This window comes from Sulfurimonas sp. NW9 (genome assembly GCF_051132275.1).
GTDB lineage: Bacteria > Campylobacterota > Campylobacteria > Campylobacterales > Sulfurimonadaceae > Sulfurimonas > Sulfurimonas hydrogeniphila.
This window is the reverse complement of record NZ_CP093236.1, coordinates 1,540,371-1,554,991: the sequence shown is the minus strand read 5'-3', so window position 1 is coordinate 1,554,991 and position 14,621 is coordinate 1,540,371. Positions and strand designations below refer to the sequence as shown.

Here is a 14,621-nt window from a genome sequence, read left to right as displayed (position 1 = left end):
CTATGAGCATCTTAGACCAAAAAAAACTTATTGAGTCTATTCACCCTTTTGGCTTACTCAGTTCAGAGGAACTGAGTAAGCTGATGCAAAAAATCGACATTGCATATTACCCTAAAGATACGCTGCTCATCAGCAAAAATCTTCCATCTGTCGCTTTTTATATCATCATAAAAGGATATGTGTCCGAGTATATTGATGATACACTGCATACTGTTTACGGTGAAGGTGACAGCTTTGATGCGGATGCTTTGATTTACGGGACAACACAAAACAGGTTTGTTGTCAGTGAAGATTTGATTTGTTATGAGATTCAAAAAGAAGACTTTTTGGAATTGATACAAAACAAACGCATACAAGAGTATTTTTTACAAGATTTTATTACACGCCATCAACATTTAAAAGAATACTCACAGCAGAGTCAATTAACTCCTTTTTTGGTATCTCAGGTAAAAGATATTTATCTTCATGCTGTTTGTATTGTTGCACAAGACACAACAATAGCAGATGCTTTAAAAGAAATGAAAAATCTTAAGGCTACATGTATTCTCGTAAGGGATGAAAACAGCTGCGGTATAGTTACGGATACGGACTTGAGAGAGAAGGTTTTGATGGGTAAATATGATGTGAGTGATGCCATCGTGCATATAGCATCTAAAAATATTATTGCTATTGAGAAGAGTGACTTTTTATTTAATGCTTTGGTGCTTATGACACATAATGCGATTAAGCGCTTGGTTGTAAAAGAGGGTGATAAAATTGTCGGAATACTAGAGCAGTTGGATTTGTTGAGTTATTTTGCAAATCATTCTTACCTGATTTCTGTGCAAATAGACAAAGCAGAGAACATTGATGATTTAAAAGAGGTTCAAAACGGATTGAAAAATCTTGTAACAACACTTGATTCCAATGGTGTAAAAGTACGTTATATCAGCAAACTTGTTGCAACACTCAACCAAAAAATATATGCAAAAGTTTTTACGATGTATGTTGATGAATCTTTACAGGAAAAATGTGCTCTTATGATAATGGGTTCTGAGGGCAGAGAGGAGCAGATACTCAAAACCGATCAGGACAATGCTCTGATCATTGCCGATGATATGGATACAGAACTTTTTGGAGAGCCTATGCATAAACTCAACAGGGCGCTTTTAGAAATAGGGTTTGTAAAGTGTGAGGGCAATGTTATGGTCAGTAATGCGTACTGGCGTCGTAATTTAGGGGACTTTAAAAATGAAATAGATAACTGGATAGCAAGTTTTGAAGGAAACAGTTTACAAAACTTGAGTATATTTTTAGATGCAAAGTGTGTTGCGGGTGATTGTACTTTAGTGAATGCGGCAAAAGAACATTTGTTTGCGCGTTTTGAGAAGAGAGATGATGTTTTGGCACATCTTGCAAAAGCAACGCTTTTTTTTGAAACACCTATTTCTCTTTTTAGCGGTTTTAAGCTTGACAAAGAGCATGAAAACAAACTGGATTTGAAAAAAGGCGGTATATTTGCAATTGTTCACGGCATAAAATGTCTGGCACTGGAGAATAAAATCAAAAAAAACAATACAATCGAACGTATCAAAGAGTTGAACAACCGAGGTGTTTTTGATAAAGTTTTTGCGACAGAACTCATAGAAAGTTTTGATACTCTGTTGTCTGTGAGGCTCAAAACAATGCTGTATGCAAAGGATCAAAAAGATATCAATTATATAAATCCAAAAGGTTTGGACAAAACAAGCCGGGATTTGCTCAAAGACAGTTTTAAAGTGGTAGATAAACTGAAAAAGTTTATTAGTTTTCATTTTCATTTGGAAATGGTTTCGTAATGCTTTTTTCTATGTTTGAACAGATGAAAAAAAAGAGAAATCTGTCAAAACTCAAAGATAAATCTTTTTCTTCTCTTTTTGAACAAAGTGATGAAATTGTGGTTTTCGATACAGAAACCACGGGCCTCAATCCAAAAGAAGATGAAATACTTTCTATAGGTGCAGTTAAGATTAAAAATAATAAAATACTGACATCACAAACTTTTGAAGTTTATTTGAAAAACTTTGGAGCAATTGATGCAAAAAGTATAACAATACACGGAATCCGTCCATGTGACCTGGAGAATGCAAAAGAACCGCTGGAAGGAATTAAAGAGTTTTTGAATTATATCAAAGGTGCCACTTTAGTGGGGTACTATCTTGAGTTTGATGTTGCGATGATTAACAAATATATAAAGCCTGTGCTTGGAATCACTCTGCCAAACAAAATGGTTGAAGTTTCTGAAATATATTTTGATAAAACAATTGCAATGATACCGCAAGCTAATATTGATTTGCGTTTTGATACAATCTTGAAAAACTGTAATATCCCTCAAATGGGTGTGCATAATGCTGTAAATGATGCCATTATGACAGCAATGATTTACTTAAAACTAACACAGGAGAAAATAAATGTCAGAAATAGAAAAAAAACCGATTTTTAAACCAAACAAAGAGTTTGCAAAAACTGCCAGAATCAAAAACATGTGTGAATATCATGATTTGCAGGATGAAGCAATTGAAGATTATGAAGGATTTTGGGGCAGATTTGCCAAAGAAAAGCTGAGCTGGAAAGAGCCGTTTACAAAAGTGATGGATGAATCGAATTACCCTTTTGTCAAATGGTTTGAAGGCGGAAAGTTAAATGTTTCAGAACAATGTATTGACCGTCATTTAGACAAACGCAAGAATAAAGCGGCGATTATTTTTGAAGGAGATCGCGGCGATAAACAGATTATTACCTATTTGGAACTTTACTACAATGTAAACCGTTTTGCCAATCTGTTGAAAAATGAATTTGGTGTCAAAAAAGGGGACAGAGTTGTCATCTATATGCCGATGATTCCCGAAGCTGCCTATGCGATGCTTGCCTGTGCCAGAATCGGCGCCATTCACTCTATAGTATTTGGCGGATTTTCTGCAGAAGCACTCAAAGACAGAATTGAAGATGCGGATGCAAAAGTTGTGATCACTGCTGACGGAGCTTACAGAAAAGACAAGCCATATATGTTAAAACCGGTGGTGGATGCGGCTTTGGCAGAAGGTGGGCCGGTAAAAAAAGTGCTCGTGGTTGAGAGAAACAATGAAGATATACGATGGGTTGAAGGGCGTGACTACTCTTATAATGAATTGATCAAAATGCAGGACGTTACATGTAAAGCGGAAGTTATGGATAGTGAAGACCCGCTCTTTCTGCTCTATACATCAGGCTCAACAGGAAAACCAAAAGGTGTGCAGCATAATTCTGCGGGATATATACTGTGGGCGCAGATGACAATGGAATGGGTGTTTGATGTCAAAGAAAATGATACCTACTGGTGTACAGCAGATATCGGCTGGATTACCGGGCATACCTATATAGTTTACGGTCCGCTTGCAATGGGTGCGACAACGGTAATGTTTGAAGGTGTTCCGACCTATCCTGATGCGGGTCGTCCTTGGAAAATGGTAGAAGAGTATAAAATCAACCAGTTCTATACTGCGCCTACTGCGATTCGTGTATTGCATAAAATGGGTGAAGATGAACCGGCTAAGTATGATTTGAGTAGTTTAAAAGTACTTGGAACTGTTGGAGAGCCTATTGATCCTCCTGCGTGGAAATGGTATTATGAAGAGGTTGGCGGAAGTAAATGTGCTATCGTTGATACTTACTGGCAGACAGAAACAGGCGGGCATATAGTCTCTCCGCTTCCTGGGGCAACCCCTATCAAACCGGGATGCGCAACATTTCCTCTTCCTGGAATCATGGCAGAGATTCTGGACCCGGCAACCGGTGAGAAAGTTGAAGTCGGAGAGGGAGGTTATATGTGTGTCACACGTCCTTGGCCTTCGATGATTCGCGGTGTCTGGGGAGATGAAGAGAGATTTATAAAATCCTATTTTGGTGATGTGAAAAAAGACGGTAAACCTGTCTATTTTACAGGTGACGGTGCTGTGTATGATGAAGACGGTTATATCACGATTACGGGACGTACTGATGATGTCATTAATGTCAGCGGACACAGAATGGGAACTGCCGAAATTGAAGCAGCCATCAAAAAACATCAAAATGTTGCCGAGGTTGCCGTTGTCGGAAAACCGCATGAACTCAAAGGCGAGGGTATTTTTGCCTACATCGTTTTAAAAGATGACAAAGGCGTGGCTGATGAGGTTGAAGAAGCAAAAATTATTAATAACATCATCAAAAAAGAGATAGGAAACATCGCTATCTGTGATGATATGGTTTTTGCACCGGGACTTCCAAAAACAAGAAGCGGAAAGATTATGCGTCGTATTTTACGCTCTATCGCTAAAGGCGAGGCAATTACTCAGGATATTTCAACTCTGGAAGATCCAAGCATAGTTGCCAAAATTGAAGCAATGGTGAAGTCCAAATAATAGGACTTTTCTGGAACCCAGACTTCAGTCTGGGCTTTAGTTTTTCATGCTATAATTCCACAAAAAAGAGTTAGTATGGAATTATGTGTTGCCCTTGATTTACCTACGAAAGAAGAAAATCTCACTTTAATTGAAAAAATAAAAAACTATGATGTCTGGCTCAAAGTCGGACTGCGTACCTATATTCGCGACGGCGAAGCATTTTTGCAGGCTATTAAGCAAATCAACCCCGATTTTAAAATATTTTTAGATTTGAAACTTTATGATATTCCAAATACCATGGCAGATGCCGCCGAGTCAATTATGGGACTTGGTGTTGATATGTTTAATGTTCATGCAAGTGCAGGAAAACGTGCCATGAATACCGTGATGCAAAGACTGGAAAAGTATGAAAATCGTCCATTGGTCTTGGCTGTAACAGCTTTGACATCGTTTAGTGAAGAGGAATTTCAGGCAATATATGAAGCGGACATAGCAACAAAAGCAAATCAGTTTGCAAAAGATGCAATGGAAAGCGGACTTGACGGTGTTGTCTGTTCGGCGTATGAGAGCAAGGCTATTAAAGAGTTTACATGTAAAGAGTTTATGACACTCACTCCTGGTATTCGTCCTTTTGGTGAAGATGCAGGGGATCAAAAAAGAGTCGCCGATGTTGCCTATGCCAAAGAAGCACTTGTTGATTTTATAGTCGTCGGACGTCCGATTTATCAGGCAGAGAACCCTGCTGAGGTCGTTAAAAAAATATTAGCACAGATTTAAGCTAATTATTATGAAATAATGACTATAATCTCACTCTTCAAAAGGACGAGTGGGTGAGTGGCTGAAACCACATCCCTGCTAAGGATGCGTACTGGCAACGGTACCGAGAGTTCGAATCTCTCCTCGTCCACCAGAAACCCCTAAAATACGAGCTTTCAAGCACCTTTTTAAAAATCAGTTTTTTTCTTGTCCTACCCCGTCAGACATATATCTCAATACTTCTGTCAAATTTATCGTTAAATCTTTCAATATAATTTACATAAACATCATAAACCATCTGCGTGTTAGCATGGCCTAAGAGCTGGGCAAGTTGTACAGGTGTTACCAAATTATTGTAAAGCATATTTGTAGCATATGTATGACGTGCATTGTACGGACGGCGATATTCAATCCCTAATTCTTTTAAAGAAGGCTTCCAAAACTTTTCCTGGAATACATTTGTAGTATTGTAAGGCTTATTATATTGCGTAACAAAAAGATATTCATTGTCATGCTTATTGTAGAGTTCTAATATATAAGGCTTCAAGAGCTTTATAATCGGAATCTCTCTTATACTATAAGTAGTTTTTGGTGTACTCTCGCCGTATCGGGAACGTGTACGCTGAACTTTTATAGTCATATTTTTTAGATCTATATCACTTTTTTTAAGAGCAATAATCTCTCCTGAACGCATACCGGTATAAAATGCAAAGGCAAGATAAAACCTGTAATTTTCGTTTGGCGTATTATTCATAATCATTTTTACTTCATCAGCATTGAAAGGAACGATTCGAGGAGTAGAATATTTCGGTAACCTAACTAATGAAACAGGATTACGAGTAATTAACTCATCATATAAGGCTTCCTGGAGAATACCACGTAAAATAGACAAATATATACGTTTTGATTTACCGCCTATATCTGAAAGAGTAAGCAACCATTTTTTAATATTTGAAGGTTTAATATCCTGCACTTGCATATCTTGAAAAACAGGATTGATTCTGTCTTTTATGATATTTTTGTATTTATCAAAAGTAGAAAATTTTAAATCTTCTTTTTTGAATTCAAGATATAGAGATGAATAGTAATGAAATTTACTCATACAGCAAACAAACCGCCAAGATATTTATACTTATTTTCTAAAATTTCATAATTACCAGGAAGTAAAAAATCTAATTCTATTTCACAACCTGGACCACTTTTAAAACTTAAACTTTTTGAATCAAAATATATATACATAAAATCATCCCACCAATCCAATTTGATACAAACATTTTGAGAATAACAGATATATAAAGCTTCATTACGAGTCATTTAGAACACCTCACTTTCAATTTCTTCTTCTAATTCCTGGATGGCAGTGAGTTTCAGCCACTCACCCACATCATAGCCACGCTGTATAAGTAAGTTACGAGTATTAATGTAATGTTTATCGTCCACCATATCTATATCCAAGCTATGAAAATATTGATACAACTCATAATCTGTCATTTGGTACGGTTTCTTTTTTTGCACAATTAAAATATCAGTCAATGGAAGAGGCTCAATCCCGAGTTCTTTTAGTTTTTCATTACCGGCATTATGTTCTATTAACTTAAAGTTGTAAGTCATATACTCTTTACCGTCAATAACCACTTCAATAGCCTTAGGGGGAATATCTTTATACACAGGCTCAAAACCGCTGTCTAACTGTATCGTTTTACCATCCTCACTAAGTCTATCTTTCATGTCTATTTTTTCAGACCAATTCACAGGCTTAGGCACGTATAATGTACCGAATTCGTTTTCAATAAGTGCGATTTTATCGCTGTCTTTGTAATAATAGATATTTACTTCTTCACGCCTATAAGCCTCTGTAAGCTCTTTAAGTTCATATTTGCCCTGTAGCCGTCTATAAATTTCGAGATTGACAAAAGTACGTGATGTGTAGAATCTTGAAATACCATGATACAAGTACCATAGCGTCAAATTTGATATATTTTTATCTTCTCTTAAATCATCAAACGTCTTTAAAACATACTTCATTAAGTAGTGAACAGGCTTTCTAATATCTGTTTCAATTTGCCCCATGGGAACAGGGTACAAACGATTTAATGCTTTAACAACACGTTCCAATTTATCTTTAGGCACGAATAAAGACATGTGTACGTGTGGTGTACCGTCTTCATGCGGTTCCGTTACACGGAAGTAACAACGCTCTTTTTTATCTATTGATTTATAGCTCCTATCATCAAAAAAACGTTTTAATCTCTTTGACAATTCAGCAGAAGCATTACGAGGACTAAACTTATCAATAGGACTGAAATCCAAATCAGGCTCAATCATGGGTATCTTTTGGTTCACGTTGCAATTTAAAATTTTATAACCGTTTATTTTAGTAATATATTTACGACCACCGAACTGCTTATTAAAAATCATAGTTTTATCAATCTTAGATTTTGGGTATTTACGTTTCATCGGATGCCATACAGACGGGAGCGTAAGCGTAAACATTAAATTAACCAGCTCTTTTTCACGAGCATAATCGAACATATTCCAGGCTCTATGCTGTATTTCAGCTATATATCTGTCAGAGTTGTTATATGAGTTCTGAACAAAGTCTGCATAAGGCACAAATCTATCATTGTCAATCTTTACACCATTCGAATTCATAAATTCAAGATTATTATGTAATTTTTTTAACGCATATTCTCTTTGATAAGAGGTTAAACCGTAATTTTTCATTTTGTCACTTCCTTTTAAATTTTGTCCGATAACTTTTTATAGATAGCCAAGACGGCTCCGCCTTTTACTCCCGCCCTCGTACCTCGGGCGGAAGCAAAAGAGCGTTTGCCGTACTATCAAGCACTTCAATTGCAATAGTTAAATTTAGTTTGCGTTCTGATTTATATTTATATTTGAAAAGTTCTCCCAGGTATGGAAGATTGGAAACAAAAGGAACGCTGTAAGTAGTAGTATCATGTTTAATACGCTTAATACCACTTAACAAAAGAACGCTGCCAAAAGTTAAATCTGTACTAGAATTCAAACGTCGTTTATAAGTCTCGGGCGTATTAGTAGGCTCTGAACCGGTAATCAAATCTTCAATAATCAAATCCAAATTAAGAGATAAATAATCATCATATATATATGCTAAACCATTAATTTTTAAACCAACATCACGATATTCAATACTTGTTTGAACACTGGTGTTTGCATTGTCAGTTGTAGTAGTTGTCACAAGATAAGGAATATTTTGCACAGCTTCAAAAACAAATTTTTGATTATTTTTCACTAAAACATAAGGAAATTGCTTTACATTTAACAAATTATTAGAATTTAAAAAATGTAATGCAGAATAAAAATTAAATTTAGAAATTGAAAGCGTATTGTTAGTGATAGGAGCAACGATAGCCGATATAGCACTTTTTGTAGCACCGTCAATAGTTTTATAAACGCTGCCAAATTCTAAGCCCCGTTCATCAGTAATAGAACTTTGATATTCCAATATCATAATTTTCAATGTTACTTGACTTTGTTTTTTATCAACCATAGAAAGATATTTTTTCAAAATTGCAAATTTGTCATCATTAACCAATAAAACAAATGTATTGCTATCTTTCAAATAATTATATTTAACCCCCATAGTGTCGAGAATAATCTTACAATCAGCAAAGCTATTATATTTTAATTGAAATAAGTGAGACTTCATAATCATTTCTTTATGCTTTTTAATAACATAAACATGACCAAGCTTCCTTAAATAAAATCCGTTTTTATCCAAAGTCTGCTTATATAATTTAAAAATATCTTTACTGGAAATTTTATCAGGCACATACAAAGAAACAGAAGCATTTATGTCCTCATCTATATATATGCTTTTTAATGTCTGTTTTGAAACCCTATCCGTAAAATCTACTAAACTAATGTTTAATAAATCATTTGCCGCTAACAGCACCGAACAAATTAATACTATCAGAATCTTTTTCATCTGTGTCACTCCTTTTTGAAATAAAATGATAAAAATCTTTAGAACTTGACAAATAAACTATAGTCAAATATTTACCAACTTTTTCATCATAATATTTATGTATATATTCCATATCAATAAATTTTTTTAATAATCTAGGAGGCAAATTTATTTCTTTATTAGAACAAGAAGAATAAGAACAGTTCAAAACAAAAAAAGACTCATCAGAAAAATTTGATTCAATTTCCTTATTAATAGAAAAAGTATTTTTATTTAAACCAGATGAAAGAGGTTTGGAATTTGAAACAGACTTACCAGGTGGAAAATCTTTTTTAATTTTTTCCTCAACAGAAAATTTATAATATAGATATGCCAGAAGCAAAACTAATGAAAAAAGAAGGATCGCTATAATAATAAATTTCTTGATTACATTTTTAGATTCTACGATATCTCCAGACTTATAAAGTTTGAAAACTTCTTGACGTTTAGGAACTTTTTTAACTTCCACAAAAGAATCTTTTGTCATTCTAGAATCAGTATAATACATATAATTAAAATATTTTTTATTTAATGTAAGCGAAGAAGCTTTTGCTTTGTAAAAAGATTCGGCAAGTGGCTTGTATTTACTATTTACCAAAGAGAGATTTTGCGTAATCAAATATATATCATGATATAAATGCCTGTGATATGTAAGCCACCAAACTTTTACTTTATTATCCATATCAAAGAAATTATGACACTCATCAATAACAAATAATGATTTAAATATTTTTAACTCTTTTGCTTTTTCAATAAGTTCAGAATCAGAAGCTTTAGGGATCTTCTTTTTTTGCTTTGTGGAAGTAGAAATTTTTTCACGGTAGGCTTTTGCTTCCTGGAGTGTCATACCAGATTCTAATAATTCAGATAAAGACTTAAATGCAATATTTGAGTCTATTTCATCATCTAAATTTTGCTCTATGCCGTGAGCCATATTATATAAATTTGCAACTTATCAAAAAATTCATCAAAATCAAGTTTATAGACATTTTTAGTCAATTTGAAATTAAATTCATTTATATTTGTATAGCAGTTTTTATAATCTTTTTTTAAAGTAAGTTTTGTTTTTTTAGGAATCTTTTTTGCAAAATTATCGTATATGACATTTACACCAAAGTATGTTTTTCCACTACCTGGGATTCCTAAAAAATATGAAATCATTATGAAGCCGCCAATCCTAGCAATACACCAAGCTTATACAACTCATCTTTAATAATTCCAACAGCACCAATTGTGAACCTGCCAAGATGAAAAACAAGCAAAGGGACAAGTGCAGCAAAAAACATGCTAATACCATTTTGGATAGCAGGAGTTACACCAGTACACATAAGCATGCCAAAAAAACAATCTAAACCTGTTTGAGTAGTAATAGTATTGATAATATTGACAGCCGAATTATACAGGGAAATAAAAAGCGTAATACTTGCAAAATAAAAAGCACTTACAAAAACAATAGTTCCAGCTGTAATAGTAAACTGAATACCAAGTATAACACCAAAAGTAACATATTTAAGAAGATAATTTTTTACAAATTTAACAAGATAAATAATGCCTGAGACTATAAAACCAATTGCAGTAAAAAAACCCATTATGAAAAACTCCTAAGCGTATATTTCAAAGAAAAGAAAAATACAAGAATCATAAAATAAATATTTAAAACTACATAAATAATAGGCGAAAGATATCCAAAACTACTGCACAAATCAAAAGATATTTCATGACCGAAAACAGTAGTCTTAAAACAATCAGAAGTTGAACCAGACGGCAAAACAGATGAAGGAGCCTCGCCATGAAAAAGTGCAATAGCTTCATCATATTTTGACTCAATAGAATCTAAAACATTTTTAGTATTTTCATAAAAATCTTTATATTGCTGTGTAGCTCCATCTAAAAAATCTTTAGCAGCATTAAGCAAAGATAAATCTTCTTCCTTAACATCAATTAATTTTTCATCTTCAAATTTATCTTTAATATCATTCAAAATATTATTAGTAGTATTAATATCAGAACGTAAACCAGATAAATCGTTGCCAAGACCTATAATGCCAGAAGCAGTAGATGAAAAACTAGAATTTAAATCATTACTCAATTCTGCTTGTTTTTTAGTTGTAGCATTTGAAATTTCATTTGATATTTTTTGATTTTTTTCCTCATCAGTCAAATTTTCATCTGCTTTACCAAAAAAATCATAAGAACAATTCCCAAATCTGTCTTTATAGTAACCTTCTTTACAATCACACTCATTAGTAGTAGGATTATAAACTTCACCCCAAACACCATCACATTTTGGTTTTGGAACAATACAGGACAAAGTATTCTTAGTTATAACTATGCCATTATCTTCACAAACAGAAGACGGATCAATAATTTTTCCACTATCCTTACAACTTTGTTCTAATGATTTTCGAAAGTCATTACAAGGAGAAACTTTTACAGATTCATTTTTTGGAGTACAAGAAGTCTCAATAGTGGGCAAATCGTTTAAATTATCAGTACAACTAAAATTAAAATTATTTAAATCAGTGTCACAATTAAAAACTTCTTTAATAACAGTAGGAGTATATTCAGAACATGGAACAATTTTATCTTCAACAACAACACAAGATTTTAAATAAACATCCCAAGACAAAACACCAGAAAAACCTTTGGAATAATCATTAAAAACTGTACCAGGAACACAATCACTTTCAGGAATATTTACAACCAAATCTTTTTTTATACATTTATTATCAGAATTAACTACTTCATCAGAAGAACAAACAGCTCTTTTTTCATAATATCCTTGATCACAGATAATGGAACATAATGTATAATTTGGGCTGGTTTGCAAACTTAATTCTAGAGAAGGAGCATAACCCTTTATATCAAAACCAGGTAAGGTTACAGCAGCCGAAACAGCAGCACAACTGCCACCAGACGCAAGAGGATAACCCGTTAAATTATCTGGAGGCGTATCAGTACAAGGAGTCGGCTCAACACAAGTAAACTGACCATAATGTCTATAAGTTTGTACATAACCATCAGATAAATAATCATCAGTATAATAAGAATCTTCAGGATATCCCAAATCAGGACGATAACAAGGAGAAGTCAAACCAACATCCTCACAACGTCCAGTTTTTTGACCAATTTGACGAGGATTGTAAAAAGTCACAGAACTTTCAGAAGAATAATCTCTACCTAATTGAGAATCACAAACTGTATCGCCATCAAGTTTTACAATAGCACTAAACAAATCTACACTTAATAATAATAAAAATAAAATTTTAAACATTTTAATGCCTAGTAAGTGCCAAAGCACCAAATAATGGAGCTAAAACTATTGTAAGATTCAAAAATATAGAAGCGAAATAATTTATCGTTGCCATATCTGTAATTTCAAAATAAATCATTTTTCTTTACCTGCCTGCATAAATAAGATAATCGTAAAAAACATAAACACAAAACCGAACAAGAGCCCTGTAAGAGCCTCAAGGAAATGCCAATCTTTTACATCCATTCCAAGAATTAACCAGGACTGCGGTTTACAAATAGAATTATTTGAATCCCATGTATAACCAGAATGTAAATCTTTAATAGTATTATTTTCAGAAGTAGAAGCCCAAGTAGAATCAGAAGAACGAAGATAATATATACGACCAGACTTTAGATAATAATCTTCTATACAAACAGGATAATCTTTGTCGTAGAGGAAAGAAGCGGAAAGGCTTGACAATAAAAAAGAGATAATAAGTATTTTTTTCATAATCAAACCTTTTGATACAGGGGAAAAATCCCCTATTTTTTAGCCATATGTATGGCTTTGTTTATACCCCAGAAGACGCCAAGTGATACCAAAATAATTGACATTAATTGAATCAATCCGACAACGTCTAAAGAGGGCATATCAGGCATTTACTAGCCTCTGTTCCCGAAAGAAATAGCTTTACGAACACCCCAAAGAGCTGCAACAGCCACCAAAACCAAAACACCGACTGCCGTAGCGTCAGCCGTATTAAATGCAACAGATGTTAAATCCATCTTAAACCACCTTTTATTTTTTTTTGCAGGTCGTGAAACTCTGCACTGAATAGTTCACGCTACTCAATGCAAAATTCCAATACTTAAGAACTTTTAAGTTCAGATATCATTCTATCTCTTACAGCTCTTAATCTATCAATCTGTTCTTTGTAATCTATACCAAATTTGTTTTGAATATAAACCAATCTTGTTATCTCTTCCTGGTAAGCTCTTATTAAACTCTGATTCAAAATAATTCTCCTTATGCGGTTTAGGGGAGAGAGTTACCTCTCTCGGCACTTGTTAAGAAGTTGGAAATAATCTTGTTTACCAGTTCTTGACAAGCATATAAACTCGGGGCGGTGCCACAACGGCTACGCCTCTACCCTGCGGGTGCTTTGTCGTTAAGACCTCTTAGACTGCTCTTTTCTTTTGAACTTGGAATAGTCGAGCGGATTTTTTTCAAGCTCAAGCACAGGCATAGAACGATCGGCATAAAACTTAACTCCCCACTGGTCCACTTTTGCAGTATAAGCAATGGCGATTGTTTTTCCTATCTTTTCTTTGAGTTCGTCATAATACTCTTCATCAACATTAACCGTTTCAACAGATACTTTTCTGAAACCCTCTTCGTCAATACCGTCAAACATTACTGTTAAATCAGTGCTGTACTTAACTTTATCTGTTTTTCTATCTACTATTTCGATAGGCTTTACTTCTAAAAGCTGTCCAATCATGTGTGTTGTCATCTGTCACTCCTCAGTGAATTAATTTTTAACTTAACTACTGTCATAATTAAGTATTTAGAAAGCTAGAGTGAGTTTTTTTACATTTAAGGGAAAAAATAAACCCTCTTTTGACTCAAAGTCTAACTCTCTAAATACCTAACAAGTCACTTTTATTATTTAATCCCCGAGAAGTGACTGACGGGGAGAGCGTTAGAGTTTTTAACGTCTTCATGCTCAAATGGACGTGGTACCGACCGACTTACATCAAACTGAATTAACTCTTTTGTGATTGCGGGAATTCCGAAGATGCTGCTTCAATAAGAAGATTATAAGTATCAATACTGTTTTCTAATCTCTTAAGAAATTCAATTTTATATTCTATAAGTTCATCTTTAGTAAAACAATCAATTAACAAAGTAAATTCACGCACAGGTTCACATATATCGAGCCAATAAGCAATATCATATTTTGTTTTTGAAGACTGTAATTTTTGTTTTTTTAAAAGAAGTGCATCTCTTTTTTTAATATATCTAGGCAAAGCCTCTGAAAAGTATTCTTCATTATTAAGTGATTTTTCGCTATTATCAGCAGTAGAAGTGACATTATTCTTTTTATGAACAACGTTAGAAGATTTTACAGAACAGTCTATATATTTTATAAACTCATTTGTAGGGGATAGTTCCATGTTTAAGAATGGTTCTATCAAAGACGGTCTTTTAATGTTTTCTTGTTTTACTTGCATTTTGTCACTCCTAATTGTAAACTATGTTTACG

At 33.9% G+C, this 14,621-nt stretch carries 15 protein-coding genes and 1 tRNA gene; 5 read left to right on the top strand and 11 right to left on the bottom strand.

Translation table 11 applies throughout. The features are described from left to right. The first annotated feature begins 2 nt into the window (after window positions 1–2). From MLC44_RS08790 to MLC44_RS08770, 5 genes are all read left to right on the top strand, one after another. Complete coding sequence (locus MLC44_RS08790) at window positions 3–1,817, top strand: putative nucleotidyltransferase substrate binding domain-containing protein (protein WP_434656991.1); 1,815 nt, start codon at window positions 3–5, stop codon at window positions 1,815–1,817. Window positions 1,818–1,828: 11 nt separating this feature from the next. Then, complete coding sequence (locus tag MLC44_RS08785; protein WP_151901497.1) at window positions 1,829–2,461, top strand: 3'-5' exonuclease; 633 nt, start codon at window positions 1,829–1,831, stop codon at window positions 2,459–2,461. Continuing rightward, window positions 2,430–4,394, top strand: coding sequence for an acetate--CoA ligase (gene acs, locus MLC44_RS08780; protein ID WP_188110048.1), 1,965 nt, complete (start codon window positions 2,430–2,432; stop codon window positions 4,392–4,394). The genes MLC44_RS08785 and acs overlap by 32 nt, the downstream gene beginning before the upstream one ends. Window positions 4,395–4,469: 75 nt before the next feature. After that, complete coding sequence (gene pyrF / locus MLC44_RS08775) at window positions 4,470–5,153, top strand: orotidine-5'-phosphate decarboxylase (protein WP_434656988.1); 684 nt, start codon at window positions 4,470–4,472, stop codon at window positions 5,151–5,153. A 43-nt stretch (window positions 5,154–5,196) separates the two neighbouring features. Then, window positions 5,197–5,286: transfer RNA gene (locus MLC44_RS08770), tRNA-Ser, on the top strand. Between the two features lie 66 nt (window positions 5,287–5,352). Here MLC44_RS08770 and MLC44_RS08765 read toward each other — a convergent pair. The 11 genes from MLC44_RS08765 to MLC44_RS08715 all read right to left on the bottom strand — a co-directional run bounded on the left by MLC44_RS08765 (window position 5,353) and on the right by MLC44_RS08715 (window position 14,589). Continuing rightward, complete coding sequence (locus tag MLC44_RS08765) at window positions 5,353–6,234, bottom strand: tyrosine-type recombinase/integrase (protein WP_434656986.1); 882 nt, start codon at window positions 6,232–6,234, stop codon at window positions 5,353–5,355. Further along, on the bottom strand, window positions 6,231–6,446 hold the full coding sequence (locus tag MLC44_RS08760; protein WP_346389951.1) for a hypothetical protein: 216 nt from the start codon (window positions 6,444–6,446) through the stop codon (window positions 6,231–6,233). The genes MLC44_RS08765 and MLC44_RS08760 overlap by 4 nt, the downstream gene beginning before the upstream one ends. Then, window positions 6,447–7,856 carry a rolling circle replication-associated protein gene (locus tag MLC44_RS08755; RefSeq protein ID WP_434656984.1) on the bottom strand — a complete coding sequence of 470 codons (1,410 nt, stop codon included), beginning with the start codon at window positions 7,854–7,856 and terminating at the stop codon, window positions 6,447–6,449. Window positions 7,857–7,920: 64 nt separating this feature from the next. Then, window positions 7,921–9,102 carry a type II secretion system protein GspD gene (locus MLC44_RS08750; protein WP_434656982.1) on the bottom strand — a complete coding sequence of 394 codons (1,182 nt, stop codon included), beginning with the start codon at window positions 9,100–9,102 and terminating at the stop codon, window positions 7,921–7,923. Then, window positions 9,050–10,054: a zonular occludens toxin domain-containing protein gene (locus tag MLC44_RS08745; RefSeq protein ID WP_434656980.1), complete on the bottom strand. Its 1,005-nt coding sequence runs from the start codon at window positions 10,052–10,054 to the stop codon at window positions 9,050–9,052. The genes MLC44_RS08750 and MLC44_RS08745 overlap by 53 nt, the downstream gene beginning before the upstream one ends. A 226-nt stretch (window positions 10,055–10,280) precedes the next feature. Beyond that, the gene (locus MLC44_RS08740; protein WP_434656978.1) at window positions 10,281–10,709 is read right to left on the bottom strand and encodes a hypothetical protein; all 429 of its coding nucleotides are present in this window, start codon (window positions 10,707–10,709) and stop codon (window positions 10,281–10,283) included. Continuing rightward, window positions 10,709–12,394 (bottom strand): hypothetical protein, encoded by a 1,686-nt coding sequence (locus MLC44_RS08735; RefSeq protein ID WP_434656976.1) that lies wholly within the window; start codon window positions 12,392–12,394, stop codon window positions 10,709–10,711. Before MLC44_RS08735 ends, MLC44_RS08740 begins: the two co-directional genes overlap by 1 nt. Window positions 12,395–12,508: 114 nt before the next feature. Continuing rightward, window positions 12,509–12,865, bottom strand: a complete 357-nt coding sequence (locus tag MLC44_RS08730; RefSeq protein ID WP_434656973.1) for a hypothetical protein — start codon at window positions 12,863–12,865, stop codon at window positions 12,509–12,511. 152 nt (window positions 12,866–13,017) lie between these two features. After that, window positions 13,018–13,140: a hypothetical protein gene (locus tag MLC44_RS08725; protein ID WP_434656971.1), complete on the bottom strand. Its 123-nt coding sequence runs from the start codon at window positions 13,138–13,140 to the stop codon at window positions 13,018–13,020. A 383-nt stretch (window positions 13,141–13,523) separates the two neighbouring features. Further along, complete coding sequence (locus MLC44_RS08720; protein WP_434656969.1) at window positions 13,524–13,868, bottom strand: hypothetical protein; 345 nt, start codon at window positions 13,866–13,868, stop codon at window positions 13,524–13,526. Between the two features lie 253 nt (window positions 13,869–14,121). After that, on the bottom strand, window positions 14,122–14,589 hold the full coding sequence (locus tag MLC44_RS08715) for a hypothetical protein (protein WP_434656966.1): 468 nt from the start codon (window positions 14,587–14,589) through the stop codon (window positions 14,122–14,124). Window positions 14,590–14,621 lie beyond the last annotated feature (32 nt).